Origin of the sequence: Pseudoalteromonas sp. '520P1 No. 423' (assembly GCF_001269985.1) — a bacterium.
Classification (GTDB): Bacteria; Pseudomonadota; Gammaproteobacteria; order Enterobacterales; family Alteromonadaceae; genus Pseudoalteromonas.
In genome coordinates, this window is record NZ_BBZB01000002.1 from 33,592 (window position 1) to 56,151 (window position 22,560).

A 22,560-nucleotide genomic window follows, 5' to 3' on the forward strand; every position below is an offset into this window, starting at 1 on the left:
GTTCTTAGTCAATTTATAAAATGAATATTACTTCGATAATTTTAACTTTTGGCCTTTAGCGCCTTTACGTACACCAGAAATCTTCTTTCTGTTCATTATACGCGCTTCACCAGACGCTTGTGAGTTTGCATTATTAGTACGACCACAACGTTTTAAATGGTTAGGTTTGTTATGTAAACGTTTAACTAATGCATCACGGTTACTCACTTCATAACCCGCAACATATATACGACGAATTTTAGTGCCGATTAATGTTTCAATTTCTTCAAGTGTTTGCTCTTCTTCACGACTAACAAAAGAGACCGCTTGTCCTGATTTACCTGCACGGCCAGTTCTACCGATACGATGAACATAATCTTCTGCCAACCAAGGTAAATCAATGTTGATTACACGCTCTAACCCTTCAATATCGATACCGCGAGCTGCCACTTCTGTTGCTATTAGTACGCGAATTTTACCTTCTTTAAATTCACGAAGTGCACGTCTTCTGTTACCTTGTGTTTTATCTCCGTGGCAAACGCTGGCTTTAATACCATCAAGGTTTAACTCTTTAACTAAGTCGTCTGCTGTTTCTTTAAAATTAACAAATACCAAAACTTGTTGCCAATTCTTTGTACCTATTAATTCTGATAATAGCTCTTGTTTTTTGCGTTGCTCTACTGGATATACAACATGTTGTACTGTGTCTGCAGTCGCATTGTCTTTTGATGCTTGTACAATTTTAGGGTTTTTAAGTACAGAAGCTGAAAACTTTTTCATAGCACTTGGATAAGTTGCAGAAAATAATAAAGTTTGTCGTTCTGATTTAGACGCTTCCATTAATTTATTGATTTCAGTAATAAAACCCATATCTAACATACGATCAGCTTCATCTAGAACTAAAAACTCAACGTTTGAGATGCTTACATTACAAGAGTTAATGTGATCTATTAATCGACCGGGCGTTGCTACAATAACATCAACACCTTGCTTAAGCTTTTTAGCTTGAGTATTAATATCTACTCCACCAAAAACTGCTGCAACTTTAAGGTCAATATACTGACCGTATTTCTCGAAGCTTTTTGCGATTTGTTCCGCTAATTCTCTTGTTGGTGCTAATACTAATACGCGTGCATTTGCTGTCATTCGTTCTTTAGGCGCATCAAATATTTTTTGTAAAATAGGTAATGCAAAAGCAGCTGTTTTACCTGTACCAGTTTGTGCATTTGCTAATACATCGTGCCCTTTTCGTACCAAAGGGATTGCCAGGCGTTGTATCGGTGTCAACTCTTGGTAACCACATTCTTCGACGGCACGAAGAATTTCAGGTGCAAAGCTAAAAGATTTAAAATTCATGCTATATTTCTCACTAATGGCACAGGTATAAAATTGGTCGCGCATTATACTCTAACAAACACCAAATGTCCTCTTGTTATTTATTTCAATAATTGACTTATTTTGCTTTGTTTGTTTTATTGCAGAATCAGTTTCTATTATGGGTATTGTTGCGTTTTTAGATGAGTAGTTTATAAAAAAAGATATTTATAAAAAATAGAGTAGTTGATTTTAAATCTATTTTTTCATTATTAATTAATTGGTTATATTTATACTGGTTTTTATAACCTTCTATCTCAATAATGATTCTCGTTCAAATTGTAATATTTATGTAATATAAGTTGAATCAATCCCTTATTTAAACTAGAGTGTGTCCCGCTTTCGATAGATTAAATAGTTATAATAATGAATTTCTTTAATGCAATAGATTATAAAAAATTATGAATAAAACTTTACTTACTTCAGCCCTTCTTGGCATTTTCTTAAATACTGCTGTGGCTAACGACCTGTCATCCTCAGAACATACGGTTTCAACTAATGTTGGTATAACCAGTAATTATATATGGCGTGGTATAACGCAATCAGATAAAAAACCAGTGGTTTCTGCAGGTGTTGATTATAATCATCAAGCTGGCTTTTATGCTGGAACTTGGTTTTCAACAGTTGATTTTGGTGATGAAACTGACTTTGAATATGATTTTTATTCAGGTTATACAACTGAAATTAACGGCGCGGATGTGGATTTTGGTTATATATATTACGGTTATCAAGGCGGTGAAGATAACCATTTCAGTGAAGCTTATATCAAAGTAAGCATTGATAGCCTGAGTATAGGTGTTTCAACATTAGTTGATAGCCAATGGGGTGATAGTTTTACAGATTCTACCTATTTTGAAGGTAACTACACATTTGAATTAGCGAATGATTTTTCTTTAGATTTACATGCAGGTTTTTATGATTTAAAAGATACTAAAAATTATCGTGATTTTAGTATTGCCCTATCTCATATCAGTGGTTTAAGTCTAATGGTAACAACCGTAGATGGTAATGAAGCTTTTGATGATGATTTAATATCTGTTTCATATAATCGCAGTTTTGATCTTTAAAAAATACATTCATAAATATAAAGCCGCTTAGTTACCTAAGTGGTTTATTTTCAATTGCTAATGGAACAGTAATGAAACTTAAATCTAAATTAATATTTCAAGCTATATTTTTAGCACTAGTACCCGCACTTATAATTGCTTTGATCATTACATTAGAAGCAAATCAAGCCTCTTTTAATGCGCTAGAAACTAAAACTAAAGAAAGACTGGTTTCCTTACGAGAATTAAAAAAAACACAAATAGAATCGTATTTTGATACAATTAATTCTCAAATTATCAGTATGTCAAAAAACCCTGCAGTGATTGATGCTTCCAGCGATTTTATATCATCTTATAATCAAGAAAATATCGATTTGAATGCAATAACAACTAATAAAAGTAATCTTTCTCGATATTATCAGTCTGACTTTACGCAAACTTTTAATCTAAAAAATCCAAATTCAAAAATTAATGCTAATTCAAAATTATCACAGCTAAGTGACCGTAGTGTTCATTTTCAAAATAAATATATTTCTTCTAATCAATTCCCGCTAGGTAGTAAAGACCAACTTAACTCGGGTGGTAATACAGATTACGATACAACACATGAAAAATATCATGATATGTTTCGTGATTTCTTAAATTTGTTTGGATATTACGATATATTTATTGCGGATGCTAAAACCGGAAATATTGTTTACTCAGTATATAAAGAATTAGATTTTGCCACTTCATTAAAGCAAGGTCCCTACTCAAACTCTGGTATTTCAGATGCTTTTAGACAGTCAGTTAGTTCATTTGATGTAAATCACACCGCTTTAGTTGATTTTAAAAATTACTTTCCATCTTACAACTTCCCTGCTTCGTTTATATCATCACCTATTAAAAATGCGTTAGGTGAAACAATTGCAGTGCTTATTTACCAAATGCCAATTGATGGTATTAATAATACGATGACAAGCAATCAAAAATGGCAAGATGTGGGTTTAGGCTTATCTGGTGAGACTTATTTAGTTGGCCAAGATAAATTACTTCGTAGTGAAAGCCGTTTTTTAATTGAAGATAAAACTAATTACATCAAAGCATTAAAACAATCATCACAACAGCCTAATATAAATAGAATAGAAACAAACGATTCGGCAATAGGTTTACAATTTGTTGATACTATTGGTGTTTCTCAAGCCTTACAGGGAATCGAAGGCGTTGATATCTTTGCTGATTATAGAGATGTGCCTGTATTGTCAGCTTATACTGCTATCAATTTTGGTCAATTAAAATGGGCTTTAATGGCAGAGATAGATGTTGAAGAAGCTTTTGCTGATGCTTATAAATTGTCAGACGATTTATTTTTATATTCTGTGATATGTTTAATTGTTATTGCGATATTGAGTATTTTAATTGGTTTATATATCACTAAAGTACTTGTTTCACCTATCAATTTACTTGTTGATCGCATAACTGATATTTCTGAAGGTGAAGGAGATTTAACAGCATCTCTGTGTCTTGCGCAACGTAAAGATGAAATTGGAGATGTAGGTAAAGCTTTTAATAAGTTTGTAGCACATATCAGAAATGTAATTATAGATATTGATAAACATGCGGGTCAACTAGCTTCAGCGTCAGAAGAGTTATCATGTGTAACAAAAGAAACGAATGAAGTTGTGACATTACAAAAAAGTAAAACAGATCAAGCCTCTCAATCTATGGTCAATTTTAGTAGTAGCATTACTGAAATCGCAATGAATACAGAGCAAACTGCCACTTTAACAGATCGTGCAAATCAAGAGTCTATTAATGGTGCACAAGTGGCGAGAGACTCGCAAGGTGCGATTAAAAATTTGGTGAGCTCAGTTGAGCGTGCATCGACTGAATTAAAAGAGCTAGAAATACAAGTACAAGATATTAGTAGTATTCTAGGTGTGATTGATAGCATCGCAGACCAAACTAATTTACTTGCTTTAAATGCCGCGATAGAAGCCGCAAGAGCCGGCGAATCAGGACGTGGTTTTGCAGTTGTTGCAGATGAAGTCAGAATGTTAGCTGGTAAAACACAACAGTCAACGATTGAAATTCAGAATAAAATATCTGCACTTAAAGAATCATCAAATCGTTCAGTAAGTGCGATGAGTAGTGCATCTCAGCAAGCTATTGATGGAATTACTCTGGTAAAAGATACCACTAGCAGTCTGCATTTAGTGACAGATCTGGTATCAGATGTAAGCAACCAAAATGCTGAAAATGCAACAGTTGCCAGTAAACAAAATGCCAATGTAGAAGAGGTACATAATAATATTATTGAGATATCTCGTTATACAGAAAATACTGCTGGCGCATCATTACAAACTGCGCAAGCATCTGATGAATTGGCCAAATTAGCGATTAATATGTCAAGTATTGTTAGGAAGTTTAAGTACTAGTTATCGTTAATTAACGAGATAAAAGCCTAGTCTTTTTAATAAAAACCCTGCAATGTTGCAGGGTTTTTTCGTTATAGAGTTAGTGATGCTCTCTTCTATTTTTAACTTTATTGCTCTGATTGTTTCTTTTAATTTTGTGTTGATGTCTATTTTGATGGTTGTTTTTTCTTAAGCTACTTTTTGTTGATTTATTGCTTTTAGTTTTATGAGTATTGTTTTTTGTCACTTTTACTTTTGATGATTTAAAGTGAGTAGTTTTATGATTTCGATTGTTAATTTGTTTTACAACTTTTTGTTTGTTGTAATTTTGATTTTTAATTACTTTGGTATGTTTTGAGCTGGCTTTTGTTACCTTTTGATTATGGCGAGTATTGGCTTTAAAAGATGTTTTGTGTTTATTTACCAGCACATTTTTTTTATACGGTTTTTGTAGGGCTAATTTTTTAACCATATTATTTTGTGATACCGCAGCACGGTTTGTTTTATATTTTTGCTTTACTTTAACTGAACGGTAAGCAACATTGTGTCTATGTTTTGGGTTATGGTGCCAACGTTTAGGTTTTACTATTGTGATATTGTGATGATTCTTTGGGTATTTTTTCCTAATAATCACATGGCGATTATGCCAATGGAATGTGGTAAAAAAATGATTAAACGAAATATGTACCCCAGGTGACCAAGAAAATACATCTCGGTGGTAGTAATTATGATGACGTGCATAATGCCAATATACTGGCGGGTGATGTGACCAATGCCAATCTCCATACACTACACGAGTATCATAATAAGGCACATATACCACTTCCCTTTGAATTGTTTTGATAATGATATTGTCATTCGTTTGGCTGATCTGAACATTATCCATTTGTGATAAATTACCAGCTTGCTTTGCTTTATGACGTAATATTTGAATGCTTGCTAATATGCTTTGCTCATCATTTAAAAATGCATCACCTAAGTTTTGTGTCCAATTTAAGTCTGTATTTAATTTTTCAATGATCTTAGGAAATGGGATCAGGGCTTTTATGCTGGGATCCCAAGTTTGACTCTCTAATGTTGGGCGTGAATATTCACTCTCTTGCTGCCATCTGTGTGCTTGCACTATTTCAAGAGGATAGGTTGATGCAATCAAGATATGTGTTAATAAACTATCGGGGTATAGCGCGATTGGCGCGAGCATTTGAGCCAGTTCTGCTTCAGTGAATTCATATTCTTCGTTTGAATAACTCGATAAAGACGTTACAGCAATTAAAATATATATGGTAAATCTAATTATTCTATTTTTCATTTTAGCTTACTCTTTTGGTATTTATTACCTTATTAAAGAGCAAGTAAACTGAATCTAATATGAATCGCGCTTCAGGGTTACAATTTAGTTGGCTACAACCTATGACCAGAAACAAAAATGCCTTCTTCTAGAAGGCATATTTTATATGATTTTAGCGCTAGTTAGCAAATAATGAAATCATCATCAGACATAACATTAAGTGTAGTTCCCACTAAATCTGAAGAGTTGATATCAGACATTAATGCGAAGCCTGCATCTCTTTGTTCAAGTGTTAGCGGCAAATATGGCAATCTAAATACTGGATTAGCAGCTGATGTCATTGCTAATGCCGTATTGATTGCAATCGGATTAGGCTCACAAAATAACCAGTTCATTAAAGGTATTAACTGTTTATTTAACACATCATCTTGCTTATCCATTAATTGTCGCATTAATGCTGGCGATAAATTAGAAGTCACTGAAATAACACCGTGAGAGTTAAATAAATGGCGACCATCGTGACATTCATCATCATTACCTGACCAACATGCAATGCCTTTACTTTCATAGGCAGCAATGCGTTCATTACCGGCACATTCTTTTACGCCGATAAAGTTTTCATGTTTGGCTAGTGGTTCAATGATTTCAGGTGTTAAATCTTGGCCTGTACGCCCTGGTACGTTGTAAACAAAAGCAGGACCTAAGGCTAATAGTCTTTCAAAGTGCTCTTTAACACCGCGATCTGATGTGCGTCCATAATAAGGGTTTATTTGAAGAGATGCATGCATGCCTGTCGCAAATCCATATTCTGTGGCTTTTATGGCTTCTCTTGTATTATTACTACCTGTATTACCGATAATAATCAGTTTACCCGAAAATAAAGTAACGGTATGGGCGATTAGCATAAGATGCTCTTCCCAATTCATTAATTGGCCTTCACCTGTTGTACCGCCAACAACAATACCTTCTACGCCATTGTCTATTTGAGCATTAACTAATGCGTCGTAAGTTTTAAGGTCAATATCTCCGTTGCTTAAATACGGTGTTTTGATCGCTGTGATAAGGCTTGCTTGTTTGATTTGTTCTATAGAGCGCATTAGCATAATTTGATTATTTAAAATTTTCCTATTTGTACCATATTTTTCGCAAAATTAGCATCTTTGAAGCCTGTTTTTTCAGCTTTTTTTGTTACTGTTTATACTAAATGATAAATATCTGCTTGAAATAAATGCTGATATCTTGCATTATACAATAACTGTATAAATAAACAGTGGTAACCTAATGAGCTTATTTGAATATTTATCTTCACATTTTTACGATCAAAACCAGATTTTAGAGTCGTGCTCTATTGATATTGAGCAATTAACTAGACTCCAAGAACTGGGTATATTCCCCAAACCAGCGTATCGATTAAATAGTCAAATCGAATGTAGCTCTTATTATGGTTTACATGAATGTAAAGAGTATTGGGATTTTTACGCTAGAGGCTGTGATAAATGGGCTAAATTAATTAATAGTATTGAGGATTGCACGCCATCACAAGCATTTGAGTTATTTCTCAATAAGTATTGTACGCATTTATCTTATTTACAAAATCTAGGCTTTTATTGTGAAGATGAAACCTTTACTGATCAGCTACAAGAACATGTTCAGAGTCAATGGCAGCATTTTATCAATGGTAAGTTTAGTTTAACGACACAAAACGGTTTTATAGAAGAAATTGTTGAAGCGGAGGTTGGTATGATGGTTATTATGAATATAACACATTGCCATAGTGTTGATGAACTCACTGATGAAAATAAAAATGAGATCAGACAAGCAATAAAGTATTTAAATAAATCATTGAGTAATTTTGCGCCACATGAACGAGCGCAAAGTTATCGAGCAAGGTTTATAGATAAAACTATTGCTCAGTACGATTTATCTAATTAAGGCGTTAATGGCCTTGTTCGTAGCGACCTCGAGCAATTTCAAAGGCTTTTAAAATTTGGCGGTCAACATCAGAGAGGCCGTCTAACCAAGTATCAGCAATATCATCATCATCGTTTTCACTGATAGATTGATATTGAGCAAGTAATGAGATCACTTGGGTTAAATTTAAATTTTGTTTTTCTAATTCTTCAAAAATATCAAGTTTAACATCATGAGACTCAATGGCTGTTAAACATTCACGGCTTAATTCTGTATTCATATCTGCTCACCTATAACAAACCTTCTACTATTTGTTATACCAGTGTTTTATGAATATTCCAGTATATTTATCAATATTATGTTTGTTTGCTGATAAAGTGAGCGTAGTGATTAATTTGTATCATATTTTGATGATTTAAAACTAAATTTCTAACCAAAAATCAATTTCCAAACACTCGGTGGCTTATGGTGCTCATGATATTCTTTTCTTAAGTTATCCACCTTCATTAGTGTTTCTTTTGCTTGCTTAAACTTCCCATCAAAATTTAGCTTTTGAGATAATTCTATTTGTTTAATTACTTTGTTTAAACCTTCTATAGAAATGGATTTTTTACCATCTGGAAATTTAGCGGTTTTACTTAATTTAACAAGCTTAGTCAGTTTTAATAATTGTTCAGTTAATACCTCTTGATTTGGGGCTTTAACTGCTTTTTTAAATTGTAATCCCATATTTTTCATATTTGCTTCGAGATCAAATGGTTTTACCTCAGGTTTTGCCAATACAAGAGTGCTAAATAAACAGAGAAGTAAAAATATGGTTTTCATTTGATAGCCTAAAGTGTGATTTCTCCGAGAGTATAACATTTGGGCATACATTTTGAATGACTATTTTGTAAGGGGCTTTACAGAAAGTAAAAAAACTAATTACTATTATTTTGTGGTGATCCCTTCAATATTTATAATACCAGAACGATTTAAAGTTACTTTATACCTTTGTAACTCTTGCTTATTGTCTTTATTAGTTTGCACCATAACTAAATTAATTTGATATCTACGTTCAACGGCTTGCTTGCTGATCTTGTTACCTTCAAAGTTATATAATTTACCATCTCCTTTTTTTAAATATCTTACAAATGGCGCTAAGCTAAATAATATTTGCTCTTGGATCTCGTCATAACCGGGCATAAAGTCTTTTACAAGTACTTTGGTATCGCTTCTGAAGTGCAACAATTGAGCATCTTGTTTGTTTTGTTGTCGACGGCTTTGAAAAAGTTTATTTACTTGTTCCGGTAAATCTGTTTTTGAAATATATTCTAACCAAATGGTTTGCACGGCAATTTTGGTTTTTGTTGCACTATTAGTGAAGATATTCTGCCATTTGGGTCTGCCTTTTTTCAAATAATTCCAAATGAGTGTTGTGATATCATCTTTAAATATTTCACGTAAGCCATAAATAAACCCAAGAAAAGAGACTAATAACAATGTGATTTCAGTAAATGTTGTACGGGCACGTAAAATCAACATCATCACAAAAGCCATAATAACAGCTGTTACTAAGCCGCGAACAACTTTTTTATAGTTAATGTTTAATTTTCTATTTTCTTTTTTAAATACAACGCCATATTCAATTAATCTTTGCAATAAACGCATTTTATTGGAGATCCGGTTGGGATCATCAATTGTTGTTGCCGAATTATATTGATTGGTGGTGCGATATTCATTTTCGTTTCGACACACTTCAAATAGCTTTTCTCTGATTTCTGCATGTTCACTGCTTTTTGGACCATTGCTGAGTAATTTTAAAAATGATTGCTCAACATTCCAACTTAAGTAGTTATCTGCATTTTCAAAAAATGAACTTAGCTTTTTATCTGGCGGAGTATAGCGACGTAGTTTCTTAAGTAATGAAGTAATTTGCTCTACAATTTCATCGACTTTAGGATAAAACTCATCAGCATCTTTTATTAATAAAGTTTGCTTAATATCTGTTTTTAAAGCAATTCTGATTTGATATGAAAATAAATTTAGGTTTACACGATAATCTGTTTGCTCACCTTTTTGTTTTGCAATAAAACGGCTTCGTACTAAGGGTAAATGTAGTTGGTCCGAATAATAAGCGCTTCGGGTATTGATACTGCTATGAAAAAAGTTTTCTTCGGATAAAGTATATGGATTGATCCCCATTTCAACTGGAATTGAAAAGTAAAGGTCTAGCCTTTGATGTGCTTGTGGTAATAATTGATGACTAATAGCAAAAGAAAGATTTTCTTCTTGATTTAATGATGTTTTATTCACTCGTGTATATACCTCAGTCAAAAGACTAATATCTTATGAATTTCAATATTAGTCTAGCTTATCAATGAGTTATTATAAAGTTTTTAATTACACTGAATAAAACGTTTTAAATCATTTATTGCAGGCGCAAACCAATATGAGCCAGTTTTAGCACTAGAAAATTCAATTAATTTATCGTGAATACCATCTTCAGTTAAACCATACATGCTATTTAACTGGCTGGTAAACCTTTGCATTTCACAAGCAAAAGATAAGAAATACAAACCGTTTTGGCTAGTATTACCAAAAGGCGCACTGCGGCGATACATTTTCATTGCCTGACCATCTACTTTCACATCTGTGCGACTAACATGTGAATTTATTGGCATTTCTTCTCCTTCAAGTTCAATTGAGTCTATTTTAGTACGCCCTACTGTTTGTTCCTGCTCAGGTATTGGCATTTTATTGAACTCAGCTAAGTTATGACACCACTTCTGAGTAAGCATGTAGCTACCGTCAGCATACTTTTCGCCTTGAGGGATCAAGGCAACTTGATGTTGCTCTGCAAGTTTTGGATTGGCAGAACCGTCAATAAAGCCAATTAAATCTCTATCGTCGTGATATGTAAAACCGTGTAAATCAAGCTCAGCTGTGGCGATTGGTTTCATTGCATTATGAATAGACATCATAGCATCAAAGTTTTTTCCGATATTATTACTATGGATCCAAAATAGCACATCTCTTTGTGTGCCTTCAGCTGTGAAATTTTTAACGCCATTAATGGTTTTAAATTCTTTTAGTTCTAATATGCTTGTTTGTGTTTCAAGCTTATTAAGCAAAGATTTACCAAAGGCAATCACCAGATTTACATTGTTTTGGCTATCGAGTGCTTTTGTAAGCTGTTGCTTGATTTCATTTAACGGTAAGTTGTGATCTACTTGATATTCAAGAAAATAGAATTGGTTACTTGTTTCTACAAATATGCCAGGTTGAGGAGAAGACATATAAGGCCCCTGTCAAAAATTAACAAAATAAGATAACAGGATATATGATTATTGCTATTAATACAGGGTTGTGCGTTGTAATACACTTAATTTATATACGAGTCGGAAATAAAAAAAGCCTTGTTAATCCATTAACAAGACTCCACGCTAGTTTAATTGTTCATCAATTTAAAATAAAAACGTCACTGGGTTAAAGTGACGTTTTGTTACAATGTTGATTAGGGAGGATTATGCAATTTTTTTTTCTATTTCATTGGTAACTGCACTTAATAAATTCATATCAAAATCAAACTCGTCTACTCGAATTGCAAGTTCACGTTTAGTATTATAATCAAGTAGCTTTTTAAGTTCATCGGCTGTAATGACATTTGCAGTAAAAGCATTGCTTAAAGTATCAGGAAATCTCACACCTGATTTAAATACTTTGCCACGTAAACCTTTTTTAACTTTAGCTAATAAATCTAAACATTCTAATTTCGCCTTATAAGCATTCTCATTAATTTCATGACCGCTACCAGGTGTAACTTTTACTAAATGTGTTAGTTGCTTTTTAATTTGTGTATCTAGCTGTGCTTGTTTTGCAAGTTCACGTATTAAATCATCACTAATTTTCGGCATCTTTTCATTGTAAGTTAGTGTTAATAATTTCATCAAATGTTTAGTGGCTGTTGATGGGAAGTTATCTAAGAATTTAAATAATGCTTGTTCTGCCTGTAATAAAGACCAACGTGTCGCATAATGGAAATAAGCTTTTGCTTGCTCTTTATCTTCAGTTGCTACTTTTTGTTCGTAGTATCTAATTGATGCCATAGCTGCATATAAATAGCTCATAACGTCACCTAAGCGGGCAGATAACATTTCAGCTTGCTTTAATTTGCCACCAAGTACTAATAATGAAAAATCTGCGTATACGGCAAGTTTAGAAGCGAGTTTGTTTATCGCTTTTTCGTAAGGGCGAACTTCAGCTAAACTTGAGTTTGCACTTGCCATAAATGGCATTAAACCTAAACTAAAAGCACGTAAGCTATTAGATACACTATAACCGACAGTACTTAATAAGATTTTGTTAAACTTTTTATCTGAACCATTTTCGTCACTATGAATTGTTTCTACCATATTTTGTAAATACGGGTGACAACGCATCACACCTTGACCAAATATCATCAAGTTACGTGTTAAAATGTTTGCACCTTCTACTGTAATTCCGATCGGCTGTGCGATATAACCTTGCGCTAAGGTATTTTGTGGACCACATTGAATTGCTTTACCTGCTTGAATATCCATAGCTGAGTTTAATACATCACGACCAATTTCTGTCATATGGTATTTTGCAATTGCAGTAACGATTGATGGTTTTAAACCTAAACCAAGTCCTTCCGTCGTTAGTACACGCATAGACTCTTGTAAAAATGCTTTACCTGCAATATCAGCGAGTTTTTCTTGGATACCTTCAAACTGACCAATTGATAAGCCAAATTGCTCACGTACAGCACAGTATTCTGCTGCACTTTTAAAAGACACTTGAGCGGTAGATACACCCATGGCAGGTAAAGAAATACCACGACCAGCACCTAAACAACTTACAAGCATTTTCCATCCATTACCGATGTTCTTTTGACCACCAATAATAAATTCCATTGGGATAAATACTTTATCACCACGAGTAGTACCATTATAGAAGTTCACGCCCATAGGTTTATGGCGGTTACCAAGTTGTACACCTTTGTGATCATGTGGGATCAAGGCACAAGTAATACCTAGATTTTGATCGGCACTTAATAGTTTTTGTGGATCCTTTACTTTAAACGCCAGTCCTAGCACAGTCGCGATTGGGGCTAATGTTATATAACGTTTATCCCATGTCACCTCTAAACCAAGTACTTGTTCGCCTTGGTATTCACCCATAGTAACAATACCTTCATCAGGGATACCACCGGCATCAGAGCCCGCTTCTGGGCTTGTAAGGGCAAAACAAGGAATATCGGTGCCATCAGCCAAACGAGGCAACCAAAATGCACGTTGTTCATCAGTTCCGTAGTGCATTAACAATTCACCTGGACCTAGTGAATTAGGAACCATCACTGTTACAGCAACACCTGAACTTTTAGTCGAAATAGTGCCTACAATTGTTGAATTTGCATAAGGGCTAAATTCACGACCACCATATGCTTTAGGAATAATAAGAGAAAAGAAGCGCTCTTTTTTAAGAAAGTTTAATATTTTATCTGGTAGATGAATGCTGTTTTGGATTTCAAAATCATCAATCATTTCGATTAATTCTGCAACTGGGCCATCTAAAAAAGCTTGTTCCTCTGCAGTTAGTTTAGCAACAGGAATAGATCTTAGAGCATTAAAGTCTGGCTTACCCTGGTAAATTCCAGTTTCTAACCATACATCACCAGCATCTAATGCTTCTTGCTCTGTTGTTGAAATTGTAGGTAATACTTTTCTTAAAGTTGTTCTAAGGCTCATAATTGACTCATCTGACCAGTGTAATTATCTATATTACGTCACAAAAACGCGCTTAGATCAAATACTCTATTCGTTTTTTTAACAAAAATTTATCATTTTAAAATTTACTTTATAAATTAATACTAAAATTCAATGGTTTAGAGTATTTAATTTAATTCGACTTAAAGCTAAAAAAAATTTAACGACTAATTAAAAGTACAAGATAAACAATAAAATTTGGTAACTACTTATTTTTTAGTAAAAAAGGTGACTTTATATATTCATTTAAATGACTTTTTATTGTCATGCCAATGTCATTTAAATCTTTAAGAATAGCGACGAATTTTCGTAATAGTTTCATCGTTAAACAGTTTTAGCGCTTTCTTTTAAGAGTATTTATGTGGCCAGAACCTTTCAACTTTGAAGCATTTTCTAATGAATGAATATTTTGGGATTTAAAATGGTTAAGTTTAAAGCATCAAACCTTGTGGCGACATCGGTTGCATTAGCTTTATGTGGTCCAACTTGGGCGCAAGAAGTAATAACAAAAGATGAAAAAGTGATAGAGCAAATTTCGGTAATAGGTAAACGCGTTTCACATGCAAATAATGTGGTTACTTTAGATGCAATTGAACGACAAGCGCCTAACAATAGCGTGCTAGCTGCAATAAAAAGCATACCAGGTGTGATCATAAGCGAAGGTGATTCATTTGGCGGCGATGATTGGTCAACAACGATCAGTATGCGTGGTTTTTCAACTAACTTGAATGAACAGCAACTAGGTATGACTGTAGATGCCGTGCCTAATGGTGGTTCTAGTTATGGAGGCGGTGCTAAAGCTAATCGTTATGTTGATAGTGAAAATCTAGCTACGGTTGAAGTTGCACAAGGGACATCTGATATTTCATCTGCATCGTTAGAAGCTTTAGGTGGTAACTTAAATTTCTTAACAAAGAAACTCAGTGATAGACAAATGACAACTTTTGCATATACCAATGCAGATCATGATGCCACGCGATATTTTGTTCGCCATGAAACAGGCGAAATAGCTTCTGATACTTATGCAATGTTAAGTTACTCGCAAACAAGCAATAAACGTTGGATTGATGAAGGCTCTAATGCTGGGGCTGAACGCCAACACTTTGAAGCGAAAGTAGAGTCTACTATTGGCTATTTATCTGTGGCAGCACGTTTATCTTATGATGATGTTGAAGAAGATAACTACAATGGTGTGTCAATTGCCCAGTTTAATGAAAACCCTGATTCAGATAGATTAACAGGTGATTGGACTGGCACGCCATACTATGATCAAAACTTTGCAGAAGGTTGGTCTACATTAAGAGAAAATACGCTAGCTTACGTGAAACTTGATTATGTTATTTCTGATACCTCTGATATTCAATTTACACCTTACTACCATGAAAACTCAGGCCGTGGTGATTGGATGCCTCCGTATATTAATGCAGCAACTGATGCACAAGGCAATATTGTAGATAAAGACGAGTCAGGGGGTAGCACAACAAAATATGGTTTTACTGATTTAGCTGGAAACCCATTACAACCTGATGAAAATTGTACTTCTCAATTTGGAGGTGATTCATTACTTCATCCTGATTGTTATCAAAATGATGCGATAGCAGTTATGTCTTATCGCCATACTCATTACAAAAAGAATAGATACGGCTTTACGAGCAATTATAATTTACAAGTTGATCAACATGAGATCAAAACGGGGTTATGGTTTGAAAATTCTGATCGTGATGAAATTAGAGATTGGCATCACATGTTAGATGCAAGCCAAGGCCCATCATATAACAATACACCGTACCGAGTTCAATATGATAGAAGTTATACGACTAATACAGTGAGATTATATCTTCAAGATAATATCGATTTTGGTAATTTAAGTGTTAATGCGGGTGTTCAGCAATACTTTGTAGATATTGACCGTGTTGATAATTTTATTAAACAAGAAACGGGCAGTATAAATAGTGATTCAGATTTATTAGCGAGTATTGGTACGGTTTACGATTTCAATGATTCATTAGCTTTATTTGCTGGATTTAGTCAAAACTTCTCGGCAATCAAAGATGAGATTTTAGAGTCTGGATTGGCTGATTTAACTCAAATCGAGCCTGAAACAGCTGATAATATAGATTTAGGGTTACGTTACCAAACACAAGACTTAAACTTATCACTGACTGCCTACACAATTGATTTTGATAATCGTATTACTTTTATTTCTGCTAATACACCGGGGGCACCTGATTATGATGGTGAAAATGGCACTTATCGAAATGACGGTGGCATTGAATCACAAGGGGTTGAATTAAGCGCAACTTATCATCTGTCATCAAACTGGTCTGTACTAGGATCTTATACAAATAACCGCTCGGAATATGCAAGCACCGAAATATCAGAAGCTGATGGTACAGCAGGTAATAAAGTTGCGGGTGCGGCTGAGGATGTTTTGGCACTGTCAGCGAATTACTTTAACGGAGATCTCCGTTTTGGTACCAGCATGAAATATACTTCTGATAGATTCGGTAATAAAGAAAATACAGATGTTTTAAACAATGCGACGATTGTTGATTTTAATATAGGATATGCAATTCCTTTGAGTGTCGGTAACCTCAGTGAAATGGATGTATCATTTGTTGTTAATAATGTATTTGATAAAGATTACTTAGCGGGTGGTATTGAAGGTTCATATTTCATTGGTGCTCCACGTACAGCAAGCTTAACATTCACAGCTAACTTCTAGTTTATTATATAAAATAAAAGAGCAGGCTTATCACCTGCTCTTTTTTTAAGGTTTTATTAAGTTTAAAAAATTACTGTGCGTTAGTGCACTGCTTGTAAATTTTGTAACCCTGCTGCTGATAATGTGGTTTTGGTAACAATCGATGGTTTACGTTGGCAAGAAGTATTTTATGGTGCGCAACTTAGCATGATAAATAATGAAAAATTTGTATCTAACCCATCAAAACTTGAACAAGATTTTTGGCATCAGGATATCACTGTTCGAAGAGAAAAGCTGATGCCATTCTTTTGGCAAAGTATCGTCACACAGGGCGCTGTTATTGGTGATAGGAACAAAAATTCTTACATGTCAGTGGCAAATGAATGGTATTTTTCATATCCAGGTTATAGTGAAATTTTAACGGGTTTTGCAGATCCAAAAATTGATAGTAATAAAAAATTCAATAACCCAAATATCACATTTCTTGAATGGCTCAATGCACAAAAAGAATATAAAAATAAAGTGGCTTCTTTTGCTAGTTGGGATGTATTTCCGTACATCATCAATACAGATAGAAGTAAATTGACAGTGAATGCAGGTTTTGCCAAATCAAGTGAAACTGATAATTACAGTCAATTATTAAATGCCTTGCAAGATGAGATCCCAAGCCCTTGGCACAATGTACGACTTGATTCTTTTACATATCGATTTGCACAACATAATTTACTTAAAAATAAACCAAAAATGACCTATATCGCACTAGGCGAGACTGATGATTTTGCTCATGATGGGCATTACGATCAATACCTCTATGCAGCTAAACGTACGGATCAATATTTGGCAGATTTATGGCACACTATTCAGTCAACGCCAGGATATAAAAACAATACAGTGATGTTAATGGTTACTGATCATGGCCGTGGTGCAACTGCAGATGATTGGCAGCATCATGCATCAGAACAAGCAACTACGGGTTATTTAAAAAGCTTAAAGGATTTTAAAAAAGGCATTATAGGTTTGGAACAAATTTGGCTTGCAGCTATTGGCCCTGATATAACTCCCTCAGGTATCACCCCCACCCCTTATGAAGTGAAACAAGATCAGGTTGCGGCAACTGTATTAACCATATTAGGGCAAGATTCAAAAAAGTTTAGCTCAGTCGCAGGTAAACCTATTAACTTTATTCTTAAAAAATATCAGCAACATGCAAGCTTATAGAGATTTATAATGAAAAAAATTTTATCACTGTCAATAGTATTTTTTTTATTGGCATTACCTAATTTAGTGTTATCGCAAGAGCAAAAAATCATATTTGCCTCTTGCGGTAATCAAACTAAACCTATGCCGATTTTAGATGCGATTAATAAAGAACAAGCCGATCTGTTTATATTCCTTGGTGATAATGTTTATGGCGATACAGAAGATATGGATTTACTTGCAGATAAATATAAACAACTTGGAAACATACCTGGCATAAAAACCCTGAAAGAAAATACTGAAGTAATTGCTATTTGGGATGATCATGATTTTGGCGAAAATGATGCGGGCATTGAATATGCTAAAAAAGAAGAAAGCCGTCAGATCATGCTGGATTTCTTTAACGAAGACAAAAACTCAATAAGGAGAACACGGCCTGATGGCATATACACTTCATATATGTATGGTGAAGCAGATCAAAAGGTTCAGGTAATATTACCTGATTTACGCTGGAATCGTTCTAAACTTTCTGCGGTATCAAAAAGTGAGTATCAAAATATACGAAAACCTTTAAATATGGGTCCGTATAAAATTCATAAAGATAGCAAAGCTTCTATGTTAGGTGAGTCTCAATGGGATTGGTTAGAAATACAGTTACAAAAACCATCAAAGATTAAAATCATCGGGTCTAGCCTTCAGTTATTACCTGAATTTACAGGATGGGAATCTTGGGCTAACTACCCTGAAGATCGTGCGCGTTTAATGGATTTAATTCAACAATATCAAGTGAATGGCGTTATTATCGTTAGTGGAGATACACATTGGGGCGAAGTATCTAGGGTTAATAATTTAATAGACTACCCCTTGTGGGAGATAACAAGTTCAGGGCTCACTGAAAAGTGGAAGCATGTTAGCCCAAACGTTCATAGAGTTGGGAATTTTACAAATCAGGTTAATTACGGAGAGATCTTAATAGATTGGCAAAAAAAAGATCCTACTATTTCATTTGGTTTAAAAGATATAGATGGAAAAATAACTCACAGGCATCAAGTTATGTTATCTGAGATCAGCCCATTTAAAATTAGATTATAACTTTTTAATATAAATCAGTGTCTTGCATGTATTGTACTGAAGCCCTGATCCTAACTTTCTAGTTAGGATCTTTTATTAGTTAAAGTCTAATTAATGCAAAGTAAAAAGCTAATTTGTAGAATTTAATCAATAATTAAGTTATTTACAATATTATTTAAAAGTTAATAAGCACCCGCTCACAGTACGCGCATTATATTTCTTATCAAAAATGTATAAAAATACATCTTTTGGTTTGAAAATCATACAGAAGTAGCGTTTTATGTTGGTAAATAAGTTGATTGGGATAGCTTATATAAACATGCTAAATTACTTTTTATGGATCCATAATATTTAGCACTGTGTTTAATTATGATAGAAAATGAAAGTTATGTTCAAGAGTTGAAAACCAGCCTGGCTAAAGTGTGCTCGCCTTTAAAAGTAAAAGCGAGCGAACGTTACTTCCCTAGTGGGATCAATTGCCTTGGCGTTAATGCCTCTGATATAAAGTCAGTGATTACAAACTTTCATAAACTGCACAATGACCTTACTGCAAATCAAGTCCTTTTTATATCTGAAAGTTTACTTTATAAAGCACAATACAGTGAAGAAGTTATGCTTGCTTTTGGTTTAATAAATAAATTTGTTAAAAAATATTATAATGATGATTTACTGTTGCGTTTTGAGTTTTGGTTAGAAAATTATGCATCTAATTGGTCTTTAGTAGATGATTTATGTATTAAAACCATTTATCAGTTTTTACTTACTCGACCGCATTTAATTGAGCAAACCCAACATTGGATATATTCAGAAGTATCTTGGTGTCGCCGTGCGAGTAATGTTGTCTGGGTTAAGTTTATTAACAGAAAAATAGGAAAATCAATATACTGTTTAGATAAAAAGTTAATTTTTAAAAACTGTGACACCTTACTTAATGACCCTGATGAGTATGTGCAAAAAAGCATAGGTTGGTTATTAAAAGTGACATCCGTACATCATGAAAAAGATGTGGCAACCTATATTGAGAGTAATTATAAAAGAATGACACGTGCTACGATCCGTTATGCAATTGAAAAAATGCCTGCCGACATTCGAAAAAGGCTTTTATTATTATCCTAATTAGTTCGTTACGCGTTACGTCATAATTTAATGTATACAACTTAAGTGAAATTGATTCTCAATTAGATTAAACTCCATTTTTTAATCTAAGGATATTTAAGTGAGTTTACTTATTTTATGGTGAGCCGTATTTTTCACTCTTGCCCTTGTGTTTTATTCCGTTGGTATTTGGAATGACTATTGCCATAAACAATTAAAAAAATGGCATATTACAATGTTTGGCTTAGGTGTCTTAACAGATACACTTGGTACGCTATTAATGTATTTGTATGTTGGCCATTTAATATTCACAGCTCATTCGATTTCAGGTTTTCTTGGGCTTTTCTTAATGATGTTTCACTTTTGCTGGGCATTTCTACCAATACGAAATAATGATGTTAAATTATTAAATAACTTTCATCGATTTAGCATTTTAGTGGGGGCTTCTTGGATGATTTCTTATATTTCAGGCTTATACTTAGGCATTCGTGGTTTAGGATAATGTTTGAAAAATATTAATAAGTTTTAGTTTCAATTTTTTAAGTATCAACTGTAAAATACACCTAATTAAAACGTTAGCTGCAGTAGTTGCAGCGAGATAAAAATTAAGAGTATAAAAAATGAGTAGCGAACTAGACATAATTGATAATTTGGTTGAATTAGAACGTTTTTTACTATCAGTTGAAGATGGTAGCCTGGGTCTAAACGGTGTTGAAGGTGTTGGTTTAGCAACTAATAACGCTGATGGAAGACATTTTGTTGCTGTATTTGATAAAAGCCAGAAACTTCTTTTTTCCAAATGGGTGACTAAAGAAGTATTTGAATCAGGAAAAGATATGGTACGTAATGGTGTAAAACCAAAGCATTAAAGTTTTTATATTATTCCTTCGGTTCAATTTCCACAAGTGAATTGGTACTTATTACACTTTGATAAGTACACTTTTAATTATTTACTCCACTCAAAATCCAACTTCATTCTTGCAAGTCGATTTACTTACAAAAATAAAATGAACTTTATATTATAAATTATTTACGATAAGTTCATTTCTTCTCCTGGTTGTCATGCACAATTAGTCACGAATTTGATAGACAATAGTATTCAGTATGGGTTTGAAGGCAATATTTACAATGTGGTTAAGAACAAAATTTCTAACTAAAAGGACAACTGCTATCAAGAAAACGGCATAGATTTAAATTAAACTCTACTGGCTGCTCTAAGTTGATAGATAAACAATATTAATACCTGATTGTAACTTTTTATTTTCTATAATTTTTCAAGAAACAGATAAATAGATTTATTATAAGACTAATTTTCAAGTACTTGCTTACATATATTGGAAATCCTATATGGGCAGTTTATACATATTCAATATGCCTATTTAACAAAATAAATGGCTGATGGATTTGTTATCCAAATATTCTGACCATTGATGAGTATATCAAAATAGAAATTAAAGGAAGTACGATGACAAAAATTCTTGTTCCCACTATTAATTACAACAACACTAATCGCACCAAATCTTTTAGCTGGGGCCTTTACTGGTAATATTAAACTTGCGATGGTTTCAGAAACTCGTACAGGTAAAGAAAAAAACAGAGACCGTAATAGAAAGCCAACTGAAACACTCGAGTTTTTTGGCATTAAAGAAGATATGAAAGTGCTAGAAATTATTCCTGGAGGTGGCTGGTATACAAAACTATTAGCGCCCGCTTTAAGAGATAAAGGGCAATTTTATTTAAGTCTTGGTACTAAACGCTTAAGCGATAGTTTATTAACTACAAAACCTTTTGATAAAGTCAAAGAGATTGGCCCTGTTGATTACAAGCTAGAAAATCTTGATTTTGAAGTCAATGATTAGATGCGGTTTTAACCTTCCGTAATTATCATAACTTTGATGAAAAAGAACGTACAAGTATTAATAAAGCGGCTTTTTCAGCCTTAAAACCTGGTGGGGTTTATGGTGTTGTAGATCAAACTCGCAGACATATGCAAAAAAAGAATGATGAAAATGGTAGATGTTTTGATCCTGTACTGGCAATAAAAGAAATTCAGCAAGCGGGTTTCACTTTGGTTGATTATTCAAATTTACACTATAAATCGGATGATGAATTACGTTTCGAAGTGGGTCGTAAAACTGTACGCGGCAATTCAGATCGTTTTACTTTATTGTTTAAAAAACCAGAATAAGCACTTTTTAACTAATGAATAGCTGTTTAATGCTATAAACTAAACAGCTATTAAACTAAATCACAAAAGTTAGCTTGTAATAATTGTGATAGGTCATTTGCAGCTAATGACACTTCTAGACCACGACGCCCTGCACTAACATAAATTTTATGCTGATCTAAAGCTGACTTATTGATAAAGGTTGGTAACTGTTTCTTTTGACCTAATGGACTGACGCCACCTAATATATACCCAGTGCTGGCTTGAACTTGTATTTTATCAGCCATAACCACTTTTTTAACTTTACATGCTTTAGCTAGTTTTTTTAAATTAACCTGATTATCAACTGGTACGATAGCAACGACTAATTTTTTTTGTTCGGTTTCAAGCACGATTGTTTTAAAAACTTGGTGTTGCTCTATACCTAGTTTTTGTGCTGCCTCAATGCCATAAGATGCCGCACCTGCTTCATGTTGGTATTGGTGAATATCAAATGAGACCTTTTTCTTTTTTAAAAAAACAATAGCAGGTGTCATACACTTCTCTAAATTAATCTAGTTTTCG

General features: G+C 33.7%; 19 protein-coding genes and 1 pseudogene. 11 read left to right on the forward strand and 9 right to left on the reverse strand.

What is annotated here, in order from left to right:
* Positions 1–27: 27 nt before the first annotated feature.
* Positions 28–1,335, reverse strand: a complete 1,308-nt coding sequence (locus PSA_RS18760; RefSeq protein ID WP_042145734.1) for a DEAD/DEAH box helicase — start codon at positions 1,333–1,335, stop codon at positions 28–30.
* Positions 1,336–1,754: 419 nt separating this feature from the next.
* Between PSA_RS18760 and PSA_RS18765 the strand changes: the two genes are divergently transcribed.
* On the forward strand, positions 1,755–2,420 hold the full coding sequence (locus PSA_RS18765; RefSeq protein ID WP_042145482.1) for a TorF family putative porin: 666 nt from the start codon (positions 1,755–1,757) through the stop codon (positions 2,418–2,420).
* Positions 2,421–2,491: 71 nt separating this feature from the next.
* Complete coding sequence (locus PSA_RS18770) at positions 2,492–4,816, forward strand: methyl-accepting chemotaxis protein (RefSeq protein ID WP_042145484.1); 2,325 nt, start codon at positions 2,492–2,494, stop codon at positions 4,814–4,816.
* A gap of 79 nt (positions 4,817–4,895) precedes the next feature.
* On the opposite strand, the gene PSA_RS18775 is transcribed toward PSA_RS18770, so the two are convergent.
* Together PSA_RS18775 and dapA are read right to left on the reverse strand one after the other, a co-directional pair.
* Positions 4,896–6,104, reverse strand: coding sequence for a DUF3300 domain-containing protein (locus tag PSA_RS18775; RefSeq protein WP_052379995.1), 1,209 nt, complete (start codon positions 6,102–6,104; stop codon positions 4,896–4,898).
* A gap of 161 nt (positions 6,105–6,265) precedes the next feature.
* Positions 6,266–7,180: a 4-hydroxy-tetrahydrodipicolinate synthase gene (gene dapA, locus PSA_RS18780; protein WP_042145487.1), complete on the reverse strand. Its 915-nt coding sequence runs from the start codon at positions 7,178–7,180 to the stop codon at positions 6,266–6,268.
* A gap of 184 nt (positions 7,181–7,364) precedes the next feature.
* Here dapA and PSA_RS18785 point away from each other — a divergent pair, with 184 nt between their 5' ends.
* Positions 7,365–8,015, forward strand: a complete 651-nt coding sequence (locus PSA_RS18785) for a DUF6058 family natural product biosynthesis protein (RefSeq protein ID WP_042145489.1) — start codon at positions 7,365–7,367, stop codon at positions 8,013–8,015.
* A 4-nt stretch (positions 8,016–8,019) separates the two neighbouring features.
* On the opposite strand, the gene PSA_RS18790 is transcribed toward PSA_RS18785, so the two are convergent.
* From PSA_RS18790 to PSA_RS18810, 5 genes are all read right to left on the reverse strand, one after another.
* Complete coding sequence (locus tag PSA_RS18790; protein ID WP_052379996.1) at positions 8,020–8,274, reverse strand: hypothetical protein; 255 nt, start codon at positions 8,272–8,274, stop codon at positions 8,020–8,022.
* A gap of 149 nt (positions 8,275–8,423) precedes the next feature.
* On the reverse strand, positions 8,424–8,819 hold the full coding sequence (locus PSA_RS18795; RefSeq protein ID WP_042145491.1) for a cytochrome b562: 396 nt from the start codon (positions 8,817–8,819) through the stop codon (positions 8,424–8,426).
* Between the two features lie 105 nt (positions 8,820–8,924).
* Complete coding sequence (locus PSA_RS18800; RefSeq protein ID WP_042145493.1) at positions 8,925–10,289, reverse strand: hypothetical protein; 1,365 nt, start codon at positions 10,287–10,289, stop codon at positions 8,925–8,927.
* An 83-nt stretch (positions 10,290–10,372) separates the two neighbouring features.
* A complete protein-coding gene (locus tag PSA_RS18805; RefSeq protein ID WP_042145494.1) occupies positions 10,373–11,272 on the reverse strand; it encodes a Dyp-type peroxidase in 900 nt (299 codons plus the stop codon).
* 228 nt (positions 11,273–11,500) lie between these two features.
* Complete coding sequence (locus PSA_RS18810) at positions 11,501–13,744, reverse strand: acyl-CoA dehydrogenase (protein WP_042145496.1); 2,244 nt, start codon at positions 13,742–13,744, stop codon at positions 11,501–11,503.
* A gap of 439 nt (positions 13,745–14,183) precedes the next feature.
* On the opposite strand from PSA_RS18810, the gene PSA_RS18815 reads away from it, so the two are divergent.
* From PSA_RS18815 to PSA_RS26510, 8 genes and pseudogenes are all read left to right on the forward strand, one after another.
* Positions 14,184–16,487 (forward strand): TonB-dependent receptor domain-containing protein, encoded by a 2,304-nt coding sequence (locus PSA_RS18815; protein WP_042145497.1) that lies wholly within the window; start codon positions 14,184–14,186, stop codon positions 16,485–16,487.
* Between the two features lie 123 nt (positions 16,488–16,610).
* Positions 16,611–17,684 carry a phosphoglyceromutase gene (locus PSA_RS18820; RefSeq protein ID WP_193216505.1) on the forward strand — a complete coding sequence of 358 codons (1,074 nt, stop codon included), beginning with the start codon at positions 16,611–16,613 and terminating at the stop codon, positions 17,682–17,684.
* A gap of 9 nt (positions 17,685–17,693) precedes the next feature.
* Positions 17,694–18,755, forward strand: a complete 1,062-nt coding sequence (locus PSA_RS18825; protein WP_042145498.1) for an alkaline phosphatase D family protein — start codon at positions 17,694–17,696, stop codon at positions 18,753–18,755.
* Positions 18,756–19,103: 348 nt separating this feature from the next.
* Positions 19,104–19,850 carry a DNA alkylation repair protein gene (locus PSA_RS18830; protein WP_193216506.1) on the forward strand — a complete coding sequence of 249 codons (747 nt, stop codon included), beginning with the start codon at positions 19,104–19,106 and terminating at the stop codon, positions 19,848–19,850.
* Between the two features lie 139 nt (positions 19,851–19,989).
* Positions 19,990–20,331, forward strand: a pseudogene (locus PSA_RS18835) (HsmA family protein); the annotation flags it as partial.
* A 118-nt stretch (positions 20,332–20,449) separates the two neighbouring features.
* Positions 20,450–20,698 (forward strand): hypothetical protein, encoded by a 249-nt coding sequence (locus tag PSA_RS18840; protein ID WP_042145501.1) that lies wholly within the window; start codon positions 20,450–20,452, stop codon positions 20,696–20,698.
* A 609-nt stretch (positions 20,699–21,307) separates the two neighbouring features.
* The gene (locus tag PSA_RS26505) at positions 21,308–21,688 is read left to right on the forward strand and encodes a hypothetical protein (RefSeq protein WP_231665413.1); all 381 of its coding nucleotides are present in this window, start codon (positions 21,308–21,310) and stop codon (positions 21,686–21,688) included.
* A gap of 128 nt (positions 21,689–21,816) precedes the next feature.
* The gene (locus PSA_RS26510; protein ID WP_231665415.1) at positions 21,817–22,017 is read left to right on the forward strand and encodes a hypothetical protein; all 201 of its coding nucleotides are present in this window, start codon (positions 21,817–21,819) and stop codon (positions 22,015–22,017) included.
* 50 nt (positions 22,018–22,067) lie between these two features.
* On the opposite strand, the gene ybaK is transcribed toward PSA_RS26510, so the two are convergent.
* Positions 22,068–22,532 (reverse strand): Cys-tRNA(Pro) deacylase, encoded by a 465-nt coding sequence (gene ybaK, locus PSA_RS18850; protein WP_042145503.1) that lies wholly within the window; start codon positions 22,530–22,532, stop codon positions 22,068–22,070.
* Between the last annotated feature and the right edge of the window lie 28 nt (positions 22,533–22,560).